Source organism: Ruminococcus flavefaciens ND2009 (assembly GCF_000621785.1).
GTDB classification, from domain to species: domain Bacteria; phylum Bacillota; class Clostridia; order Oscillospirales; family Ruminococcaceae; genus Ruminococcus; species Ruminococcus flavefaciens_C.
The window spans coordinates 101,549-121,684 of record NZ_JHXI01000011.1 but is presented as its reverse complement, the minus strand read 5'-3'; the positions used below and the strand labels follow the sequence as shown (position 1 = coordinate 121,684).

At 50.8% G+C, this 20,136-nt stretch carries 17 protein-coding genes; 12 read left to right on the top strand and 5 right to left on the bottom strand.

The features are described 5' to 3' along the window. Window positions 1–375: 375 nt before the first annotated feature. Complete coding sequence (locus T488_RS0103530) at window positions 376–990, top strand: TetR/AcrR family transcriptional regulator (protein WP_028519604.1); 615 nt, start codon at window positions 376–378, stop codon at window positions 988–990. 348 nt (window positions 991–1,338) lie between these two features. On the opposite strand, the gene T488_RS0103525 is transcribed toward T488_RS0103530, so the two are convergent. Genes T488_RS0103525 through T488_RS0103510 form a run of 4 tightly spaced genes read right to left on the bottom strand, consistent with a single transcriptional unit; the run spans window position 1,339 to window position 6,015 of the window. Further along, window positions 1,339–2,709 (bottom strand): DUF4340 domain-containing protein, encoded by a 1,371-nt coding sequence (locus T488_RS0103525; protein ID WP_028519603.1) that lies wholly within the window; start codon window positions 2,707–2,709, stop codon window positions 1,339–1,341. Beyond that, window positions 2,709–4,229 (bottom strand): Gldg family protein, encoded by a 1,521-nt coding sequence (locus T488_RS0103520; RefSeq protein WP_028519602.1) that lies wholly within the window; start codon window positions 4,227–4,229, stop codon window positions 2,709–2,711. Before T488_RS0103520 ends, T488_RS0103525 begins: the two co-directional genes overlap by 1 nt. 6 nt (window positions 4,230–4,235) lie before the next feature. After that, on the bottom strand, window positions 4,236–4,970 hold the full coding sequence (locus T488_RS0103515) for an ABC transporter permease (RefSeq protein WP_028519601.1): 735 nt from the start codon (window positions 4,968–4,970) through the stop codon (window positions 4,236–4,238). 1 nt (window position 4,971) lies between these two features. Next, entirely contained in the window at window positions 4,972–6,015 is a 1,044-nt protein-coding gene (locus T488_RS0103510) for an ABC transporter ATP-binding protein (RefSeq protein ID WP_028519600.1), read from the bottom strand. Window positions 6,016–6,591: 576 nt separating this feature from the next. Here T488_RS0103510 and T488_RS16875 point away from each other — a divergent pair. Continuing rightward, entirely contained in the window at window positions 6,592–9,177 is a 2,586-nt protein-coding gene (locus T488_RS16875; protein WP_051536239.1) for a glycoside hydrolase family 48 protein, read from the top strand. A 107-nt stretch (window positions 9,178–9,284) separates the two neighbouring features. Here the strand turns inward: T488_RS16875 and T488_RS20060 are convergent, their stop codons facing one another. After that, window positions 9,285–11,741, bottom strand: a complete 2,457-nt coding sequence (locus T488_RS20060; RefSeq protein WP_051536237.1) for a cellulase family glycosylhydrolase — start codon at window positions 11,739–11,741, stop codon at window positions 9,285–9,287. Between the two features lie 148 nt (window positions 11,742–11,889). Here T488_RS20060 and T488_RS19770 point away from each other — a divergent pair, with 148 nt between their 5' ends. The 10 genes from T488_RS19770 to rsmB all read left to right on the top strand — a co-directional run bounded on the left by T488_RS19770 (window position 11,890) and on the right by rsmB (window position 20,129). Further along, window positions 11,890–12,099, top strand: coding sequence for a hypothetical protein (locus T488_RS19770; RefSeq protein ID WP_028519599.1), 210 nt, complete (start codon window positions 11,890–11,892; stop codon window positions 12,097–12,099). 154 nt (window positions 12,100–12,253) lie between these two features. Continuing rightward, entirely contained in the window at window positions 12,254–13,132 is an 879-nt protein-coding gene (locus T488_RS0103485; protein ID WP_028519598.1) for a YicC/YloC family endoribonuclease, read from the top strand. 5 nt (window positions 13,133–13,137) lie between these two features. Further along, window positions 13,138–13,395 carry a DUF370 domain-containing protein gene (locus tag T488_RS0103480; RefSeq protein WP_028519597.1) on the top strand — a complete coding sequence of 86 codons (258 nt, stop codon included), beginning with the start codon at window positions 13,138–13,140 and terminating at the stop codon, window positions 13,393–13,395. Then, entirely contained in the window at window positions 13,388–13,993 is a 606-nt protein-coding gene (gene gmk / locus T488_RS0103475; protein ID WP_028519596.1) for a guanylate kinase, read from the top strand. The genes T488_RS0103480 and gmk overlap by 8 nt, the downstream gene beginning before the upstream one ends. Next, window positions 13,986–14,195, top strand: coding sequence for a DNA-directed RNA polymerase subunit omega (rpoZ, locus tag T488_RS0103470; RefSeq protein WP_028519595.1), 210 nt, complete (start codon window positions 13,986–13,988; stop codon window positions 14,193–14,195). Before gmk ends, rpoZ begins: the two co-directional genes overlap by 8 nt. Next, complete coding sequence (priA, locus tag T488_RS0103465) at window positions 14,195–16,645, top strand: replication restart helicase PriA (protein WP_028519594.1); 2,451 nt, start codon at window positions 14,195–14,197, stop codon at window positions 16,643–16,645. Before rpoZ ends, priA begins: the two co-directional genes overlap by 1 nt. Window positions 16,646–16,666: 21 nt before the next feature. Then, window positions 16,667–17,134 carry a peptide deformylase gene (gene def, locus T488_RS0103460; protein ID WP_028519593.1) on the top strand — a complete coding sequence of 156 codons (468 nt, stop codon included), beginning with the start codon at window positions 16,667–16,669 and terminating at the stop codon, window positions 17,132–17,134. Then, complete coding sequence (gene fmt, locus T488_RS0103455) at window positions 17,134–18,063, top strand: methionyl-tRNA formyltransferase (protein WP_028519592.1); 930 nt, start codon at window positions 17,134–17,136, stop codon at window positions 18,061–18,063. Before def ends, fmt begins: the two co-directional genes overlap by 1 nt. A gap of 12 nt (window positions 18,064–18,075) precedes the next feature. After that, window positions 18,076–18,837 carry a zinc metallopeptidase gene (locus T488_RS0103450; RefSeq protein ID WP_082320424.1) on the top strand — a complete coding sequence of 254 codons (762 nt, stop codon included), beginning with the start codon at window positions 18,076–18,078 and terminating at the stop codon, window positions 18,835–18,837. Next, window positions 18,837–20,129 (top strand): 16S rRNA (cytosine(967)-C(5))-methyltransferase RsmB, encoded by a 1,293-nt coding sequence (gene rsmB, locus T488_RS0103445; protein ID WP_028519590.1) that lies wholly within the window; start codon window positions 18,837–18,839, stop codon window positions 20,127–20,129. The genes T488_RS0103450 and rsmB overlap by 1 nt, the downstream gene beginning before the upstream one ends. The last annotated feature ends 7 nt before the right edge of the window (window positions 20,130–20,136 follow it).

The window sequence follows — 20,136 nt, the reverse complement described above, 5'->3', positions numbered from 1 at the left end:
TGTTAAGAGATTGCCCCTCGTCGAATCTGAGGGACGACCGGTTATATACCTTTAGGAGAAAATGGGATGATCTGCCGGGAAAAACAGATGCACACAGCTTGCCGCGGACGTTCAATATGCGTCCGGTCTTTCGATATACCTTAGTATATTACAAAAATGACCGTTAGTCAACTGCAACAGAGCAAGAAAAATGACCTTTGGTCATATTTTTGTATGACTGCACAAATTTTCCCCCGGTTTTCATTGACCGTTGGTCAATTTTACAGCCTTGACAGAGCCGTTTTTTCGGGCTATAATTATGATGTGACTACGAAACGGAAAGAATAAAGCAACGAACAAGGACGTTCCGTACATCCTCAGGAAAGGTGTGTAAAAATGGGAAAGGTTGACCTTAACAAAAAGCTGAAGGAAAACTCCCTGCTGAAAACGGCATTTGAGTTCTTTACCACAAAGGGCTTCAGCAAGACTTCCATAACTGACATCGTGAACAAGGCAGGAGTTGCAAAGGGAACATTCTATCTCTATTTCAAGGACAAATACGATATACGCAACAAGCTTGTGTCCCACAAGTCCAGCCAGCTTTTCAAAACTGCGCTCAGCGAGCTTGGTGACAGTATAAACGACCTGCCCTTTGAGGAAAAGCTCATAAGGATAATCGACAATATCATAAATCAGCTCAACAATAACCAGTCCCTGCTCACCTTCATATCGAAAAACCTCAGCTGGGGCATATTCAAGAACGCCATAACCACACCCGTTTCCGAAGACGATGTGAACTTCTCCGAGGTCTACTACAAGATGCTGTCGGAGGCGCCGAACGGCTTCCGTGACCCTGAGATAATGCTGTTCATGATAATCGAGCTGGTGAGCTCCACCTGTTATTCTGTCATTCTTTATAAGGAGCCCTGCTCACTTGTGGAGCTGAAGCCCTATCTGTACAGCTCCATAAGGCTCATAATCTCACAGCATGAGAAGAAAGCGAAGGACTGATCCGTACCCATATATAAATTATGCCCCTGAGCAATTGAAACGCTCAGGGGCTTTTGGATTGTAATGATAAATCAGAATTTACATTTGTAGGGGACGACGTCCTCGACGTCCCGTTGGGTGTGTAATATATCTCGCGGGACGCCGGGGGCGGCGTCCCCTACATTAGCTAACGGCTAAGGGCTAAGGGCTCAAATCATAATTTAGCTTCGCAAAATTATGATTTATGCAGCAAAGATTATAGTTCGGGCTCTCAGCGCTGTCAATAGAAAAGCCATAGCACTTCTGATCGTACATCAGAAATACTATGGCTAAAAACTTCTATATCAGCGCCGTCTGTGCTGCGGTGCTTTAAAATCCTGCTATGTTCTTGAACTTCAGGTAGAATTCACCGAGGGAATTTCTTCCCTTGAGGGACGTCTCGTCGATATATCCGCCTGTGTACTTGCCGTCGCGGAATACATAGTAGATTGTGCCCTCGCCCTTTACAAGGTCGATCTTTACGGGATCTCCCTCTGTGAAGGTGAACTCTGCTGTGAGCTCGGGATCCTTCAGCTCGGGCTTTGCCTCTGCGTCTGTGCCTGTGAGCTTGAGTACGGATACGGAGTTGAAGAAATTATCGAATGCAAGGTAGTTCTCGGTGGATTCAATGGAGATCTTCTTGCCGTTTACCGTACACTCGTTATTGTCCAGGTCTACCTTGAACTCATCGTTGTTTCCGTTGTAGTTCAGAGTGAACTCCTTTGTGTTGTAGGAACGGGCTGCGATGTAGTTCTGTACGATGAAGTTATATGCGGTATAGTCTATGATGTCCAGGTCTGCCTTGTAGTAAAGCTCTACCTGTTCACCGTCAACAAGGACTATGCAGTAATCAGGATAGTCGTCGTTGAAGCAGAACTTGAGGTCACGCTGTGTACCGTCCAGACCCTTTACGGTCATTTCCGCGTAGGGCTTGTCGAGACCGTATTTCTCAAGATCCTCAAGCTTTTCGTCCAGCATTTCCTGAGACTCAAGACGGACAAGTCCGTTGAGCTTGGCGGTTATGGCAGTGGGGTCGGTCTGGAGCAGAGAATACTCATCGGGCAGTGACCACTGCTGAGTATCCGGATCGTAGCTGACATCGAGGGTGGTCTTGCCCTCCTTGCTGATGATGACCTCCTTTATGTTGTAAAGATCGTAGGGGAGAAGCATCTTGTTCTTCAGCAGGAGCCTGTCCAGCTTGAGAACGCTGCCCTTCATGTATTCAATGGCGAATACCTTGTCTCTGCCGTCTGCTGTTACATAGTAGTAGTCCTGCATGGGGCTCTCGTTTCCGATGTGGATAGTGTGAGTGCCCGAGGGTTCTGTGACCTCTATGGTGTCTGTGTCTCTGAGGCCGTACATATCAAGCTTTTCGTCGGTTATCTCGCCGTAGTTTGTCTCGGCGGTCAGGTCTGAAAGATAGGTGCATATGAGCTGGCAGTAATTCTGATCCAGCTCGAATTCGCCGTTATCCAGCGACCATACTTTGTCCTTCTTTTCTGCGGTGTAGGTCTCGTCTCCCTTTGAGAATACTATCTTTGTGGGAGAGTAGGGATCGAAGCGGAATATATCGTTCTCCGCAAGCACCTTGCTTGCCTGCTGTTTTTCCTTTTCCTTGCTGTTCTTTACTGCGATCAGCGTGCCCACAGAGGCGACTGCCGCAACGATCAGAACAACAAGGGCGATAATTGCTTTTTTCATCAGGAGTGTCTCCTTTTCAGCCATACAACTATACCGATGGCAGCTATTACCAGAGGTATCACGTATACGATGATCATGGTGTGCTTGGCTTCCTCGGCGTTCTTGAAGGTGATCTTATCGTAGGAGTTGAACTTGTTTCCGACGTCGAACTGAACATCGCCGTCATAGAGCCAGGTGTTGCTGAACAGTACCAGCATCTGTGTACCTGTGGTGCTGATATTGGCGTAAGCATCGTCAACGACAGCGCTGGTTCCCAGACAGAACATCTTTGCGTTTGTCTGCTTGTTGAATGAATAGTAGCCGAAGTCAAGATCCAGACCTGTGAGCATATTGTCTGCCTGTTCGGCTGTTATCTCGTCACCGCCCATTGCCTTGCTGATCGTGGTGTAGCCGCTGTCGGAGCTGATGTTCTTTACAACTGATGAGAGCTCGGTGTACCCTGCTCCCGGGAAGCTGTCAACAGGGATCTCGGTGATGCTTCTGGGGGAGTAGATACCTGCCACGAACTTGCCTGCGGATACCTGCTCGAGGATATCGGAGGTGAGGTCCTGTGTGAACTCGTCATTGTACTTTGCGCCTGCGGGATAGTCAACGCGGAAGTATTCCTCTACCTGTTTTCCCTCATTGTTATCGAGCATATTCTCATAGTTTGATTCGGTAACGATGTTGTAATCAAGGATAAGTCCGAAGTATTCCATTACTGCCTCTATATTATAGAAGCGTCCCTCGGTGTCGCAGGGGTCAAGAAGGAAGGAGAGAGCACCGCCGTTGTCGGCATACTCAAGAAGAAGGTCCTTCTCCTTGGCAGTGATGTCCTGCTGGGGACCTGCAAGGTAGATTATCTTTGCATTGGAGGGTACAGCGCCCTCCTTGTCGAGGTCAAGCTCCTCTACTGCGTAATCATTTGCCTTGATCTTGGAGACGAAGAAAGAGAAGTTGTTCTCTATGGTCTTTTCACCATGACCTGTCAGGAAGTATACTGTGGGGAGTGAACCGCTGACACAGGTGGCGATGGCAGAGTCTATGAGCTGCTCGCCTGCGTACTCATTGACGCCCTGTGCGTCCTTCTGGAATACCTTGTACTGGCTGACCTTCTTGGTGATGCCGTTGCATCTTATAATGATGTCGCCCATTTCGGGAGCGATAACTCCCTCGGGATCCAGTGATCTGGTCAGAGTGGCGTTCTCATTGGGGTCGAAGCTGGTGAATTTTATATTGTCGAAATCCTTCAGCTGATTGAGAGTATGATAGAGGGGGAGGAGGTCGTTACGTTTAGATGTGCGGAGATCCTCCAGCTCGTACAGGAAGTAAAGCTCTATCTCCTTGTCAGCGTTGTCATTTATGAGCTTTACCGTCTTGTCGTCAAGGGTGTACTTCTTTGAGGGCGTCATGTCGAAGCCCTTGTCATAGTAGCTGACGATAAGGTTTATCGGTATGAATATTACCAGCACAAGTATTGCCAGGATGAAGGCGAATGCGCCGGAAAGGTCAAGTTTTTTCTTCTTCTTCTGCTTTTCCATTTAAGTTTACCCCCTGTTCCAGCGTCTTTTCTCAATGGCTATGTAAGTCCAGATGAGAAGCACGATTATTGCCGAGAGGAAGAATGTCAGATCCGAGAGGCGGATGAAGCCCTCTGAGAAGTATGAAAATCTTGGCTGAGCGGCAAATGCGTAAAGGAATTTTTTTATCGCAGGGTACTGGGAAATGAATGGTGTGTTGGCAAAATCGTCAACGAAGAGCAGTGCAAACATCACAACTTCGCCGATGATGGCGGCGATGATGGAGTTTTCGGTAAATGCCGAGATGAGCATACCCAGTGCGATGTACATTGCGCCCCAGAAGAAAATGCCGATATAGGCGCATATGAGCTGGCTCATGACCACCTCGCCCTTTATGGCGGTGATTATGGGGAAGATTACTGTGCCTGCCAGCATGAAGAGGTATACGGTGATGTTTGCCAGGAACTTTGCGATGACTATCCTGCCTGTGCTGACAGGTGAGGTCATCAGCAGCACCTCGGTGCCGTTCTTTCGCTCATCGGCGAAGGTCCTCATGGTGAGTATGGGCAGCAGGAATATGAAGTAGAGTATGACGGAGTAGAACATCTCGGTGAATGAGAATGCCCAGGTGTGCGAATCGTTGAGCCTTGCGATACCCGTTGAGAAGCTCAGCGAGAACAGCAGCATGAACAGCATTGCCATTGCGTAAGCGAAAGGAGTGTAGAAGAAGGATTGCAGCTCCTTTTTATAAATAGGAAACATATTACTCTTCCTCCTTTTCTTCTGTTTCGTCCTCGTCCCCGGTCTCGTCACTATCGCCGGACTCATCGGGCATCTCGTCAAGTAGCTCGCGGAGACCGTCCTTCTTGGCGGGACGGTTGATGAGCTCGATGAATACGCTTTCGAGGTTGGGTCTGTCGGTGTATATCTCGATGATGCTGATGCCGTTTTTGAGGCATTCAGCCATGACTGCGTCTCTTACGCTGTCGGAGTCGCCCTCCAGCTGTACGGTAAAGGAGTAAACTCCCTCACCCTCGTCGTCAACGGCGGTTATCTCCTTGACGCCCTTGGTCATTTCGATTATAGAGGCTGCCTTACCCTTGCTGCCCTTTATTTTAATATGAAGGACGAGTGAAACGGTGAAGGATCTCTCCAGATTTTCAATGGTGTCGATAGCTCTGATGTCGCCCTTGTTGATGATGACCACACGGTCGCAGACCGCACTGACCTCGCTGAGGATATGTGAGCTGAATATTACCGAGTGGTCCTTCTTCAGGCTCTTGATGAGCTCGCGGACCTCTGCTACCTGGTTGGGGTCGAGACCTACGGTAGGCTCGTCCAGTATGAGGAACTTGGGGTCGCCCAGAAGCGCCTGTGCGAAGCCCACACGCTGCTTATAGCCCTTTGAAAGGTTGCGTATCAGCTTGCCCTTTACGTCCTTTATCTTGAGAAGTCCCATAACGCGGTCTATCTCGGACTTGCGCTCGCCCACGGGTACCTTCTTGAGTCCTGCACAGAATGACAGGTATTCATGTACCTTCATGTCGGGATATACGGGAGGTATCTCGGGGAGGTAGCCCAGGTTTCGCTTTGCCTTCAAAGGCTCCTTGGTGACGTCGGCGCCGTTTATGGTCACCTTGCCGTCGGACATGGGCAGGTATCCTGCAATCATGTTCATAGTGGTCGATTTCCCCGCACCGTTGGGTCCGAGAAAGCCGAGTATCTCATTATCATTTATTGTAAAGCTTATATGATTCACGGCACGGTTGCTGCCGTAATACTTCGTAAGATTTTCAATAGTAATCATGAGGTGCTCCTTTCCGATCGAAAAATCTGAATTAAAAAAGTAAAAGCATGGTGCTTTTATGCCATCATAGCATACTGCTTTATTATCGCAGAATAACATTAACACAAGATGAACAAAATATGAACAGAATGTTAATTCAGGAAATGGTACTGAAATAATGCCTGCAAAATGCAAAACTGCCCTAAGCTAAATATTATAGCCAAAGTGTGAGTGTTTTGTGAGAGAATATTGTGGGTGTGATGAATGTTTGAAGGAACAGTTTAAAATCGAAACTGGTTAATATTCTGTTAACAATTGCGATTTTGAGGGGATTTTTCGGATAGACAAAATGTACAAAAATGGTTTTGGCAATGTGTGCATTGCACCAAAAATGACTTGGCACAAATGTGAAAACAATCTAAACTGTTGACACAAACTGAAATGTGGAATATAATTATCTTGAAAATAGTTTGAGAATTGTGTGCAGTCTGCGTGAAAATGCACACAGTGTACGAAGTATTTTCGTATGCGTCTCCATATCGGAGACAAATCATCCATTTTTTAACCACTATATTATTATGAGAGGGGTAAAAACAAATGATAAGCAAAAAGAATAAGGCTCTCGCAGCTGGCGTTCTTGCAGCTGCAATGTCCGCAACAGCAGTAATGCCCGCTATGGCTTCAGCAGCTACAGCTGAGGCAGCAAAGTCAAACGGTTCTTACGCTGAGATGTTCTCATCACTTTATGATGACGTTATCACTAACGGTCAGAAGAACGGTTACCTCAGCAGCCAGAACAACGGCGGCAGCAGTTTCGGTATTCCTTACCATTCAGTAGAGACATTCATCGTTGAGGCTCCTGACTACGGTCACGAGACAACTTCTGAGGCTATGTCATACATCGTATGGATGGCTTCTATGCACGATGTTCTCGCTAAGGAAGGCAAGATCAGCGGTTCTACAGGCGACCTGGCTAAGGCTTGGAAGACTATGGAAGCTATGATCCCCGGCTGGTCCGAGGCAGCAGGCAGAGACGATATCGACTACAGCTCGATCTGGAAGCTTTCAAAGCTCGAGGCTGATACAGCTGAAGAGTGTGATAAGCCTGAGGATTATCCTTCAAAGCAGCCCGGCGTTAAGGCTGAGAACCCCATGTTCAGCGCATTCAAGTCAGCATACGGCAGTGACAACGGTTACTACCTCATGAACTGGCTGGCTGACGTTGATGACTGGTATGAGTTCAGCAAGGACACACCCGGTGAGGGCAAGTTCACATTCATCAATACCTTCCAGAGAGGCGAACAGGAGTCTTGTTTCGAGACAGTTCCTGCTCCTTGTCTTGAGGAACTTAAGTGGGGTATGGAAAGCTCTGATAAGGATAACGGTAACGGTATCAAGGCTATCTTCAACGGTAAGGACAAGGTTCCTGCACAGTATGCGTTCACAAACGCTCCTGACGCTGAGGATCGTACAATCCAGGCTGTTTACTTCGCAAACAGATATAAGGCTGGCGATTCATCTGTATCTGCTCTTGCAGGTAAGATGGGTGACCAGTGCCGTAACGATATGTTCGATAAGTACTACAAGAAGATCGCTGAGGATACAAAGATCGGTGATCCCGCTGCAGGCATGGAAGGCAAGCACTATCTCATGTCCTGGTACACTGCTTGGGGCGGAGCTCTCACAGCTTCTTACGGTAAGTACACATGGGCATGGCAGATCGGCTGCTCACACTCACATCAGTTCTATCAGAATCCTCTTGCTGCATACGCTCTCCTCGCTGACAGCGCTATCAACGGCGGTATGCAGGCTGAGGGTCATGATGAAGACTATAAGGAGTCTCTCAAGAGACAGATCGAAATGTACCAGTGGCTCCAGTCAAGAGAAGGACCCTTCGCCGGTGGTTGTACAAACAGCTGGAGAGGTCGTTATGAGACTTATCCTTCCGGCCACGCTACATTCTATAAGATGGCTTACGTTCCCCACCCTGTATACGCAGATCCCGGTTCCAACCACTGGATCGGTAACCAGGTATGGTCAACACAGCGTCTTGCTGAGCTGTACTACATCGTATCCAAGGACGGCGATGTTACAAATCAGACATACGGCGGCCTGAAGCTCGACGAAGCTCTCGATAAGCTTCTGGAGAGATGGATCGCTTGGTTCGAGGAGAATACTCACTTCGACTTCGTTGCTCCTGACGGCACCGAGTACACTTACTGTATTCCTTCAACCCTTGACTGGGGCAAGAACGATACAGACTACACCTGCACTCCCGATACTTGGGAAGGCACATATAACGAAGACGGCAACCAGAAGCTCCACTGCACAATCGGTGGTTACGGCCAGGGAGACGTTGGATGCGTATCCTCACTCTGTAACACACTTATCTACTATGCAGCAGCTAAGGGTGTTGATCCTAAGTTCGCTAACAGCGATGACGGCACAACAGTTGCTGAAAAGGGTCTCCGTCTTGCTAACAAGCTCCTCACAGCTCAGTACAACGAGGGCCGTGACGATATCGGTATCACATTCACAGACTGCAATCCCAGCCTGAAGAGAGTATTCGAGGAGAAGGTTTACATTCCTTCTTACTACAAGGGCTCAATGCCTGACGGTTCTAAGCTCGAGTCCGGCGCTACATTCTCATCTATCCGCGGCAAGTACGCTCAGGATAGTATGTATCAGGATGCTGAGAAGTACTACAAGGGCCAGGGTAAAGATAACAACGGTGACGGCGTAGTTGATATCAAGGACTTCCAGTTCCAGTATCACAGATTCTGGCACGCTGGAGATGCTATTATGTCTTATGGTACAATGGCACTCCTCTATCCCGATGTTACACCTGATAATCCTACAACAACTACAACAACTACACCTCCTACAACAACAACTACAACTACAACAACTCCTAATGTAACAACAACAGTTCCTTCAGATGTACTCTGGGGCGATACAAACTGCGACGGCAAGGTTGAGCTGGCTGACGCTATCCTCATCATGCAGGCTCTCGCTAACCCCGACAAGTATGGTCTCCAGGGCAGCGACAGCAAGCACCTGAAGGATCAGGGTAAGATCAACGGTGACGTTGATAAGGCAACTGCAGGTCTGACTGCTAACGATGCACTCTTTATCCAGGAGTTCCTCCTCCACATAAGACCTACACTCAATCCCAACGCATAATCAGTATAACTGATAATATTAAAGCTGCACGGTTTTTCCGTGCAGCTTTTTTATGCTTTAACGAAAAAAGACTCCCTTACACTTTCGCATAAGGGAGTCTTTCGTTATCATAGTGATGTGGGAAGCGTTGATACGCGGTGGAGGAGATACATCTGTATCGCCAGTGCATCGTTTGAGGTAAGTCCCTCGGTGGTGGTGTCACAGTCGCCGTTTATGCGGCCCTTTTCTGTGAGATGCTTGCTGTCACTGCCGCTGATACCGTATTTATCGGGATTTGCCAGGCTCTGCATGATGAGTATTGCGTCTGCCAGCTCAACTACGCCGTCGCAGTTGGTATCGCCGTAGGAAGGCTTCTCAACAGGCTGCGAGCCGCTGTAATTGGTGGCAGGTGAAGCCTTGCCCGCGATCTCGTTAAAGAATATCTGTCCCCACTCGGTAAGGCTGTTGCCGTCCCAGTCGTTTGAAAGGTCGAGATACTCAACGCCGCCGCTGTTGCCCTTCCAGGACCATGCAAGATAGCCCATGTTCTTCTCTGCGCAGTAGCTCATGATAGCTGCCTCGTCTACGTCACCGTCGGTGTGCTTGTAGCCGAATTCGCCGACTATTACAGGAGCTCCGCAGCTCAGGGCTGAGTCGAGGTTTTCCTTTACCTGCTGAGCGTTTCCGCCTGCGTACTCATAGAGATGTGCGGAGAATACAGTGTTCTTCATGGGGTCGGAGGCGAATACCTCTGCGCCCTTTTCGCCGATGGACTTGGGGTACTGTCCCCAGCCGGCACTGTCTATCATTATCATGTTCTCGATACCGCCGTCACGGGCTGTCTTTATAGCGGACTTTGCGCCCTCTGCCCAGGTTCCGCTGTTCCACTGTCCGTACCACTCGTTGGCGATATTGAGGATAACTACGTCCTTGTTCTTGTTGAGAATATCCTTCATCCCGCACCAGTACTCCGCAGCCTTTACTATGTCAGCAATGTTGTCGCTGCCTGTTGCGTCATGGGCTTCGAGGATACATATCTGCTTGTTCTCGCGGCACCAGCCGATTATCTGCTCCAGCTCGGCGGCTGAGGTCTTGTCCCACTTTGCGCCGTCTGCGCAGACTACGCGGATAGTGTTGGTGCCCTTTGAGGCTGCTGCCTTTATAGACTGCTCCGTATTGTTCTTGTACCAGGCGTGAGCCACGTTTATTCCCCTCATTATAAAGGGATTTCCGTTTGCGTCCAGTATCTGCTGTCCCGAGACTCTCATTCCCGAGCCTGCGGATATGGGCTCAGTGATTATGGGCTGGGTGATAGTCGTAGATGTTGTAGCCATGGCAGTTGTTGTTTCGGAAGAGGTGGTAGTTGATGATGTTGTTGTGGTAGTTGTGGTTGTGGCTGTCTTTGGCTTGCCTGCCCAGAGAATGGAGTCGTTTTTGATGACCTCCATCATCTTGTTTACCACGGGCTCGGAAACTGAGTACCAGGTACAGGAGTTTCTGTCCAGGTAGCCGTGACACTCGCCTGCGGACTGGGAGGAGCTGACCACGTTGTTGTCCCAGAGGACACAGGGGATACCGATCTCCTTGGCTCTGGTGATGTATGTGTCTGTCCACTTGACGCGGGCTTCGGTGTTGTTGAAGTTTGAGGTGCCCATCTCGCCGATGACTACGGGAACTCCTCTGTCGATGAAGGTGCTCTTGAGTCCGTTGAGGGTGTCAAGGAGACTGTTTTTGTACTGGTCCGTGAAGGTGCTGTGGTCGCCTACGGCGGTGTTCATAGTGAAGTCGTAGGGGACATAGGCGTGTATGGAAACTGCCACAAGGTCATCGTTGGGAACTGAGATCCTTGTGTAAATGGTGGAGTCTGCGGAAGCACAGTAGCCCGGCACCATAAGTAGACGCTTTTTATTGTTCTCCGATGAAGAGCTTCTCATGAGGTTCACGAAATCCGCGTCCAGCTTGTTGATGGTGTCCACTTCGTTCTGCTGAGGTCCCCACCATTCGTGAGAAGTACCCTTTGCACGGGGCTCGTTCATAGCCTCGAAAATGAGGTGCTGATCGTAGTCCTTGAAGGTGTCGGCTATCTGGGTCCAGAGCTTTATGAAGCGGGGCTTCATCTGATCGTAGGCGGTTCCCAGGTCGCCGCGGTCTATCCAGTCCTCGTGGTGGAGATTGAGGATAACGTACATATCGTTGCTGATACCGTAGTCCACGACCTCCTTGACTCTTGCCATCCACTGGGGGTCGATATTGTCGCTGCCGTCAAGGTGATTGTACCATGTGGTGGGGACTCTCACGGTGTTGAAGCCCTTTGCCTTTACGGCGTCGATCATAGCCTTTGAGGTCTTCGGGTTGCCCCAGCTGGTCTCGGTTGCCAGCCCCGAGGCAAATCCGCCGTGTGCGTCGAGAGTGTTGCCCAGATTCCAGCCAATCTGCATATTCTCGGTTATCTCGAATGCTGTCATATAGTCGGCAGCGTCGGCGGTCAGGCTTGCCATCGGTGCAGCCTTCAGCGAGGTCAGCATACATAGTGCTGCGGCAGAAAGGCTCACCACACGTTTGATGAATTTGTTCTTTTCAGACATAGTTTTCCTCCCGTTCTTAGTTAGTTGTTGGGGACCCAGTGCAGGAAGTCTCCAAATCAAATATCCCTTGCAGTTTTTCGGCATAAAGCTTTACTGCTACTTAAATGATACAATAGGCAGCGCAAAAAGTCAATAGTTGTAATAGCAAATGGGACAAACTGCAAATAATTCGGGAAATTCTACAATACAGGCAAGTTTGACTTGTGGGAAGTGCCGGTACATCAGATTAAATGAAAAGCTGTTAATTTACAGCGAGTTGATAAAGAAAACTGCCGAATCTGCCATAAAACAGGCGGAAATGAGACAGTACCGCGGCAAAGGAGAGGACCTGCTTAAAAAGACGAGGATTAAGCTGTGATTTAAGTGAAGAAAGACGCCTGAACTGGTTCAGCCAATAGGGGAGAAGTCCCCATTATTTTCCGAAAAAAGCTTGCATTTTAGGCGGAATGATGTTATAATAATATAATAGCATAGTTATGCGTAAAAATATCATTCAGAAAGCGGGCGATAAGGTGCTTAGAAGTATGACAGGCTACGGAAGAGCGCAGCAGATACTTAACGGACGCGATATCCTCGTGGAGATCCGTTCCGTCAATCATAGATATTACGAGTATTCCTCAAGAGTCCCCAGGACCTACAGCTATATCGACGAAAAGCTGAAGGCTCTGCTGAAGAACGGTATCTCAAGGGGAAAGGTTGAAGTATCCGTCACCATCAACAATATCGAGGGCAGGGATACTGAGATCGCTATAAACAAGGGCGCAGCAGAGGGCTACGTCAACGCCCTGAGAAGCATCGCAGATGAGCTCGGCGTGGAGGACGACATCACCCTTTCAAAGCTTATGAAGCTTCCCGACATCTTCAATATACAGAAAACACCCGATGATGAGGAGCAGGTCTGGGAGGACGTCTCAAAGGTAGCTTCCGAGGCTATTCAGCGCTTCGTTGAAATGCGTCAGGTGGAGGGCGAGCGCCTGAAAAATGACATCACCGAAAAGGCTGAGGGTATCCTCGCTATGGTGGGCAAGGTGGAGGAGCTTTCTCCCCTTACCGTGGAAAACTACAGAAACAGGCTCTACAAGAAGCTCAGCGAGGTACTTGAGGGCAAGGATATAGACGACCAGAGAGTCCTCACCGAGGCTGCTGTTTTCGCCGAGAAAATCGCTGTTGACGAGGAGACTGTCCGTCTCAGGAGCCATATCGCTCAGCTTGAGGCTATGATCTCAGGCGACGAGGCTGTGGGAAGAAAGCTGGACTTCATCGTTCAGGAAATGAACCGCGAGGTCAATACCATCGGTTCAAAGGCTCAGGATCTGAATATCACAAAGGTAGTTGTTGATATGAAGGCAGAGATCGAGAAGATCCGCGAGCAGATCCAGAATATAGAGTAAGCGCTATGAAGCTTATAAATATAGGTTATGGAAACATGGTGTCCTCAGAGAGGATAGTCGCCGTGGTAAGCCCCGAATCAGCGCCCATAAAGCGCCTTGTTCAGGAGGCGCGCGACGACGGCAGAGCTGTGGACGCTACCTATGGAAGAAAGACAAGAGCCGTCATGATAATGGACAGCGGTCATATAATCCTGTCCTCACTTATCACCGAGACTCTTGCAGCAAGGATAAACGGTTCAGGAGGTTCCGACGACGATGAATAAGGGCAGACTTATTGTATTATCCGCTCCCTCGGGCTGCGGAAAGGGCACTATACTGGCAGAGGTGTTCAAGGACAAGAGCTTTGCACTGTCAGTTTCTGCTACTACAAGAGCTCCCCGCGAGGGCGAAGTGGACGGTGTGAACTACCACTTCCTCACAAGGGAGGACTTTGAGCAGAGGATCGCAGAGGGCAAGTTCATTGAGTACGCAGAGTACTGCGATAATCTCTACGGCACTCTCATGAGTGAGGTTGATGACCGCCTTGAGCAGGGACTCAATGTGGTCCTTGAGATAGAGACAAAGGGTGCTATGAAGGTCCGCGAGAAGCGTCCCGACGCTATTTTCATCTTCGTTCTGCCCCCTTCTGTTGCAGAGCTTAGACGCAGACTGAAAAAGCGCGGCACAGAGACCGATGAGGTCATCGAGAAGCGCGTTTCACAGGCTGCATGGGAGATAGAACAGGCTCCCAAATACGATTACGTTATTGTCAACGACGCCCTTGAGGACGCCGTGAGCGATTTCTTCGCAGTTATGCGTGCGGAAAAGCTCAGGGCTGAATTTTCGGGCGATATTATAGAAGAGGTGTTAAAGAATGCTTAGACCAGCAGTAAACCAGATCATCACAAAGAACGAGAGCTGCTATTCGCTCGTTATCGCTGTTGCGAAGCGCGCAAGACAGATCACTGAGGAGCTTTACGAGAACAATGAGACTATCGAGGAGAAGCCCGTCAAGACCGCTGTGGAGGAGCTTGCAAGCGGCAAGTGCAAGATAGTGAGCACTGCTCCCCAGACTAACGAGTAATGTCCCTTATTGCGGAGACCGCAGTCAGCGGAACAGCCTATTCATTCGATATGCTGTTCAGCTATGCAGTCCCCGACAGGCTTGCGGCGGCTATCGCCTGCGGCTGTCGGGTGCTGGTACCCTTCGGCAGAGGGAACAAACGCAGGATAGGTGTTGTCATGAAGCTCTCACAGGGCGATACAAAGGGGCTCAAGTCCCTGGTTTCGCTGGTGGACGAGGCTCCCGTGGTCTCGGAGGAGCTTCTGGGACTTGCCTTCTATCTCCGCGAGCAGACCTTCTGCACTTACTTTGATGCGGTAAAAGCCATGCTTCCGCCTGCCATGAGCGTCAGCGCCAAGGAGACGTTCAGGCTTGTTAAGAATTTCACGGACATTTCTTCCCTCAGCCCTCAGGCGGCTGAGTTCCTTCAGGTGCTGTCCTGCACCGAGGGCAGCAAGGCTCTCAATGAGGCTGTGGAGAAGCACATCATCGACAACGGAAGGCGGCTCACCGACGAGCTCTGCGACGCAGGCGCCCTTGACTCGGATAACGTGTTCAGGCAGGCTGTGGGCGACGCGGCAGTGAGAATGGTACGCCTTACGGATAAGTATATGAGCACACCCGAGGACTTTGACCTCACACCCAAGCAGAAAACTGTTGCGGACTTCCTATCGGAGTTCGGAGCGGCTGCGGTCAGGGAGGCTGCATATATGTGCGGCGTCACCGAGGCTGTGGTGAAAAGACTCTGCGCAAACGGCGCCGCCGAGGAGTACGAGGCGGAGGTGCTGAGAAGGGTGGAGGACTTCTCCGACGAGGTGAGACGTCCCGAGGATATTGTCCTCTCTGCCGAGCAGCAGAGGGCGAGGGACGCAGTATTCGGGCAGATGACCACGGGAAAGCCTGCGGTGTTCCTGCTACACGGCGTCACGGGAAGCGGCAAGACCTCGGTCTTTGAAAAGCTCATAGATGATACCGTGAAAAGCGGCAGACAGGCTATGCTCCTTATCCCCGAGATAGGGCTTACGCCGCAGATACTGAAACGCTTCAGGTCAATGTTCGGAGAGAGAGTCGCTGTCATACACAGCGGTCTGTCACTGGGACAGAGACTTGACGAATACAAGAGGATTAAACGGGGCGACGCGGACATCGTCATCGGTACGAGAAGCGCCGTTTTCGCGCCCCTTGACAATATAGGACTCATCATTATTGATGAGGAGGGCGAGCGCTCCTACAAGTCGGACAGCTCACCCAGATATACCACACATGACATCGCCAAGCAGCGCTGTGCCTTCCACGGTGCGTCACTGCTTCTGGCTTCGGCAACTCCTTCCATCGAGAGCTATTACCTCGCCGAAAGGGGAGCATACAGGCTCCTTGAGATGAAGGAAAGGTACCGCAATGCGCCCCTGCCCGAGGTGAGCATAGTAGATATGAACCTTGAGCGCGGAGAGGGCAACCGAACGGAATTCAGCCGCAGACTGGCTGAGGAGATAAACGCCAACCTGCAAAAGGGCGAGCAGTCCATACTGCTGCTCAACAGGCGCGGCTATCACACCATCATAAGCTGCTGTGACTGCTATCAGCCCGTGTACTGCCCCAATTGCTCGGTGCCGCTGACCTACCACAAGAAAAACAACAAGCTGATGTGCCACTACTGCGGCTACGTCAGTGACCCCGTGACGGTTTGTCCGTCCTGCGGCTCGGAGCGCCTGAAAAATATGGGCTTCGGCACTCAGAAGCTGGAGGAGGAGCTCTCAGTGTTCTTTCCCAAGGCAAGAGTGCTCCGCATGGACGCGGATACTACCTTTTCACGGTATTCCTACGAGAAGAACTTCACCGACTTCCGCGAGGGAAAGTACGATATAATGATAGGCACCCAGATGATAGGCAAGGGACTCGATTTCCCCAATGTCACTCTGGTGGGTGTGCTGTCTGTGGACAAGGCGCTGTATGCAGGCGACTTCCGCAGCTATGAGCGCACCTTCTCCCTTATCACTCAGGTGGTGGGACGAGGCGGACGCGGCGGCAGCCGGGGAAGGGCGATACTCCAGACCTTTATCCCCGAGCATTATATCATGAACCTGGCGGCGGCTCAGGACTACAAGGGCTTCTACAGCGAGGAGATAGCTATACGCCGCGCTATGATATTCCCGCCCCTCTGCGATATGTGCATTTTCTGCTTTTCGGGAAATGAGGACATCACCGTCAGACTGGGCGCGGAGGCTGTGCTGAGGCTCATGAACGGCAGACTCAGGGAGATACAGCCCAAAACTCCCGTGAGAGTGCTGGGTCCCGTCCGCTGCTCCTACGGCAGGATAAACGGGAAGTACCGCTACCGCATTATAATGAAATGCAAGAACACCGCCGAGATGAGAGGATTTATAAGCGGTATCCTCACAGAGTCGGCAAAACTGAAGGAAATGAGAAATACGTCCCTCTACGCCGATATGAACGGCGATGTGGGCGTCTGAAATGCAAAAGGATATGATCGAATGGCACTTAGAAGAATTTTAACCGATAAAGACGAGATACTCCACAAGGTCTGCAAGCCTGTGGATAAGTTTGACGAGAAGCTGGCTCAGCTCCTGGACGATATGCACGAGACTCTCAACAAGGCTGAGGGCGTGGGTCTTGCCGCTCCCCAGATAGGCATCTGCCGCAGGATATTCATCATGCACCTTGATGAGAACGACATCATTGAGGCTATCAACCCCGAGGTAAGTCAGAAGGAGGGAGAGCAGCGCGTTCAGGAGGGCTGCCTTTCCTGCCCCAATGTGTGGGGATATGTTACAAGGCCTGCAAAGTGCCACCTGAAGGCTCAGGACAGGAACGGCAACTGGTTCGAGCGCGATTTCACCGAGCTGGGCGCACAGTGCACCTGCCATGAGAACGACCACCTTGACGGTCACATCTTCACTGAGATAGTGGAGGAATTCTTTGTTCCCGAGGAGAGCAAGTAATGAAGATAGTATTTATGGGAACTCCCGATTTCGCCGTTCCCTGTCTGCGCACTCTCGCTGAGAGCGGACATGAGCTGGCGGCGGTGTTCACCCAGCCCGACAAGCCCAAGGGACGCGGCTATAAGCTCATACCTACTCCCGTCAAGGCTGCGGCTCTGGAATACGATATACCTGTGTACCAGCCCCTGTCACTGAGAAAGGGCGAGGACGCAGAGGAGTCCATGAGGGTGCTGAGGGAGATAGCTCCCGACCTCATAGTCGTAACGGCATACGGTCAGATACTCCCTAAGGAGATACTGGAGCTGCCGGAATACGGCTGTATCAATATCCACGCATCGCTCCTGCCCAAGTACAGGGGAGCGGCTCCTATAAACTGGGTGCTCCTCAACGGCGAGAAGGAGACAGGCGTCACTTCGATGCAGATGAGCGAGGGACTTGATACGGGCGATATGCTCATAAAGAGAGCAACTCCCATAGGCGAGAACGAGACCTTTGAGGAGCTCTATGCAAGACTTTCCGCAATGGGCGGAGAGGTCCTTGCAGAGACCATAGATGCACTGGAAAAGGGAAGCCTTTCTCCCGAGGTGCAGGACGACAGTCTGAGCTGCTATTCTCCCATGATACGCAAGGAGATGAGCGCTCTGGACTTCTCAAAGACAGCGGCGGAGGTACACAACACCATCCGCGGCGTTACAGGCTTTACTATGCTGGAGGGCAAGCGCCTGAAGGTTTTCGCTTCAATTATCGCTGATGGCAGCTTCGACAGCGCAGAGAACGGCTCTGTGGTGGATACGAAGCGCTTTGCGGTAAAATGCGGCGACGGAAGGGCAGTCATCTTCACCGAGGTGCAGCCCGAGGGCAAGAAACGTATGAAGACAGAGGATTTCCTCAGGGGCAGGAAGCTCACTGAGGGGGAGATCCTCGGATAAGGAGGAAGTTCTATGTATATGATCAGTATGGCAACAGCTGCCGCAAGATATTACGGCTATTACGGCTACGGTACACGCTCAACGGGCAGAGAATATCTGCTGGATATCCTGCTCATGCTGGCTATGATGATACTTCCCCTGCTTGCACAGATACACGTAAGCTCCACCTTCAGCAAGTACAGCAGGGTGGGCAATTCAAGAGGTCTTACCGCCGATCAGGTGGCAAGGCTCATACTTGATTCAAACGGTCTCTACCACATTAAGGTAGAGCATATAAAAGGAAGACTCACGGATCACTACGATCCCACTGCAAATGTAGTAAGGCTTTCGGACGCAGTCTACGGAGAGCGCTCCGTTGCTGCCATCGGCGTTGCCGCACATGAATGCGGTCATGCCTGCCAGCACGCTGAGAACTACGGACCTATTATCTGGAGGTCAAAGCTGGTTCCCATAACCAACTTCTGTTCAAGGCTGTGGTATATCGTGCTTGTGATCGGTATACTGCTCAGCAGCCTTACTATAGGTACTTCTCTGATATACCTTTCCATCGCGCTGTTTATGGCTGTGGTGGTATTCCAGATAGTTACTCTGCCCTGCGAGTTCAACGCCAGCAGCAGAGCACTCAAGACCCTTGAGCAGGACAATATCCTTGAGCTCCGCGAGGTGCCCCTTGCAAAGAAGGTGCTGACAGCGGCTGCTCTCACTTATGTTACAAGCCTTGTGTCGTCAATGATCCAGCTCCTCAGGCTCATTATGGCAGTCAGAAGAAGATAATGGGCGATGCAAGATACCTGGCTGTTAAGCTGCTGGATAAGACCTTCGGCAGCGGCAGCTATTCAAATCTACAGCTGGACAGCGGTCTGAGGAACTCCGACCTTGACGGCAGGGAGAAGAAGCTGTGCTCCGCCATCTACTACGGAGTCATTGAGCGGAAGCTGACCCTGGATCACATCATCGGCGGTCTCAGTTCGCGTCCGATAAACAAGCTCGACAGTATCATTCTGAACATACTGCGCTGCGGTATCTATCAGATTATGTATATGGACAGCGTTCCCGATAATGCGGCGGTCAGCGAGAGCGTGGCACTTGCAAAGAAATTCCGCAAGACCAGCGCTTCGGGCATGGTCAATGCGGTGCTGCGAAACTTCATTCGCGGCGGAAGGGAGATAAAGCTGCCCAAAGACAGGGAAAAAGCACTGTCCGTTATGTACTCCGCTCCCGGGGCTCTGGTAAGGAGCCTCAGCTCGGATTACGGCAGCGAGGCTGCGGAAAAATTCCTGGCGGCTTCTCTGGAAAAAAATGTCACATATATCCGCATGAATTCGATTAGATGTACAGAGGAAGAATTGCTCGGTGCCCTTGAGGGCATGGGGGCGGAAAAGGTCATGGACTGCTGCTACAGTATCGGCAGCGGCGACGCGGCTTCTACGGAAGCTTTCCGCAAGGGCTGGTTCCACGTTCAGGGACTTGCCTCACAGCTGTGCTGTCTGAGCCTTGCTCCCACGGAGGAGGACAGGGTGCTGGATATATGCGCCGCTCCCGGCGGCAAGACCTTCACTATGGCTGAGCTCATGGGCGGCAGGGGCGAGATATACGCCTTCGACCTCCACGAAAAGAGGGCGGAGCTTATCCGCAGAGGCGCTGAGAGACTTGGCCTCACCAATATAAGGGCAGCGGCAGGGGACGCTGCTAAGTTCAACCCCGGGCTGCCTGAGTTCTCAAAGATACTCTGTGATGTCCCGTGCTCGGGACTGGGAGTCATCGGCAGCAAGCCCGAGATAAAATACAAGGACATCTCGGATTTTGCGGGGCTCCCCGACATACAATATAAAATAGTGTGTAATGCGCTGAACTATCTCGAAACAGGCGGCACTCTGGTCTACTCAACCTGTACGGTGAGGAGAGCCGAGAATGAGGAGGTCTGCGAGAGACTTCTCCGCGAGCATCCCGAGGTGGAGGCTGTGGAGCTGCCCGAGCTGATGGGCAGGAGCTTCGGCACTATGGCTACACTTATGCCGCCTGATTTCGGCAGCGGCTTCTTTATAGCAAAATTCAGGAAAAAGTAGGGTGATA

Excerpts from the sequence above, each read along its gene's own strand:
- T488_RS0103530 (WP_028519604.1), top strand. The coding sequence starts at position 376 with ATGGGAAAGGTTGACCTTAACAAAAAGCTGAAGGAAAACTCCCTGCTG.
- T488_RS0103525 (WP_028519603.1), bottom strand. The coding sequence starts at position 2,709 with ATGAAAAAAGCAATTATCGCCCTTGTTGTTCTGATCGTTGCGGCAGTC.
- T488_RS0103520 (WP_028519602.1), bottom strand. The coding sequence starts at position 4,229 with ATGGAAAAGCAGAAGAAGAAGAAAAAACTTGACCTTTCCGGCGCATTC.
- T488_RS0103515 (WP_028519601.1), bottom strand. The coding sequence starts at position 4,970 with ATGTTTCCTATTTATAAAAAGGAGCTGCAATCCTTCTTCTACACTCCT.
- T488_RS0103510 (WP_028519600.1), bottom strand. The coding sequence starts at position 6,015 with ATGATTACTATTGAAAATCTTACGAAGTATTACGGCAGCAACCGTGCC.
- T488_RS16875 (WP_051536239.1), top strand. The coding sequence starts at position 6,592 with ATGATAAGCAAAAAGAATAAGGCTCTCGCAGCTGGCGTTCTTGCAGCT.
- T488_RS20060 (WP_051536237.1), bottom strand. The coding sequence starts at position 11,741 with ATGTCTGAAAAGAACAAATTCATCAAACGTGTGGTGAGCCTTTCTGCC.
- T488_RS19770 (WP_028519599.1), top strand. The coding sequence starts at position 11,890 with ATGGGACAAACTGCAAATAATTCGGGAAATTCTACAATACAGGCAAGT.
- T488_RS0103480 (WP_028519597.1), top strand. The coding sequence starts at position 13,138 with ATGAAGCTTATAAATATAGGTTATGGAAACATGGTGTCCTCAGAGAGG.
- gmk (WP_028519596.1), top strand. The coding sequence starts at position 13,388 with ATGAATAAGGGCAGACTTATTGTATTATCCGCTCCCTCGGGCTGCGGA.
- rpoZ (WP_028519595.1), top strand. The coding sequence starts at position 13,986 with ATGCTTAGACCAGCAGTAAACCAGATCATCACAAAGAACGAGAGCTGC.
- priA (WP_028519594.1), top strand. The coding sequence starts at position 14,195 with ATGTCCCTTATTGCGGAGACCGCAGTCAGCGGAACAGCCTATTCATTC.
- def (WP_028519593.1), top strand. The coding sequence starts at position 16,667 with ATGGCACTTAGAAGAATTTTAACCGATAAAGACGAGATACTCCACAAG.
- fmt (WP_028519592.1), top strand. The coding sequence starts at position 17,134 with ATGAAGATAGTATTTATGGGAACTCCCGATTTCGCCGTTCCCTGTCTG.
- T488_RS0103450 (WP_082320424.1), top strand. The coding sequence starts at position 18,076 with ATGTATATGATCAGTATGGCAACAGCTGCCGCAAGATATTACGGCTAT.
- rsmB (WP_028519590.1), top strand. The coding sequence starts at position 18,837 with ATGGGCGATGCAAGATACCTGGCTGTTAAGCTGCTGGATAAGACCTTC.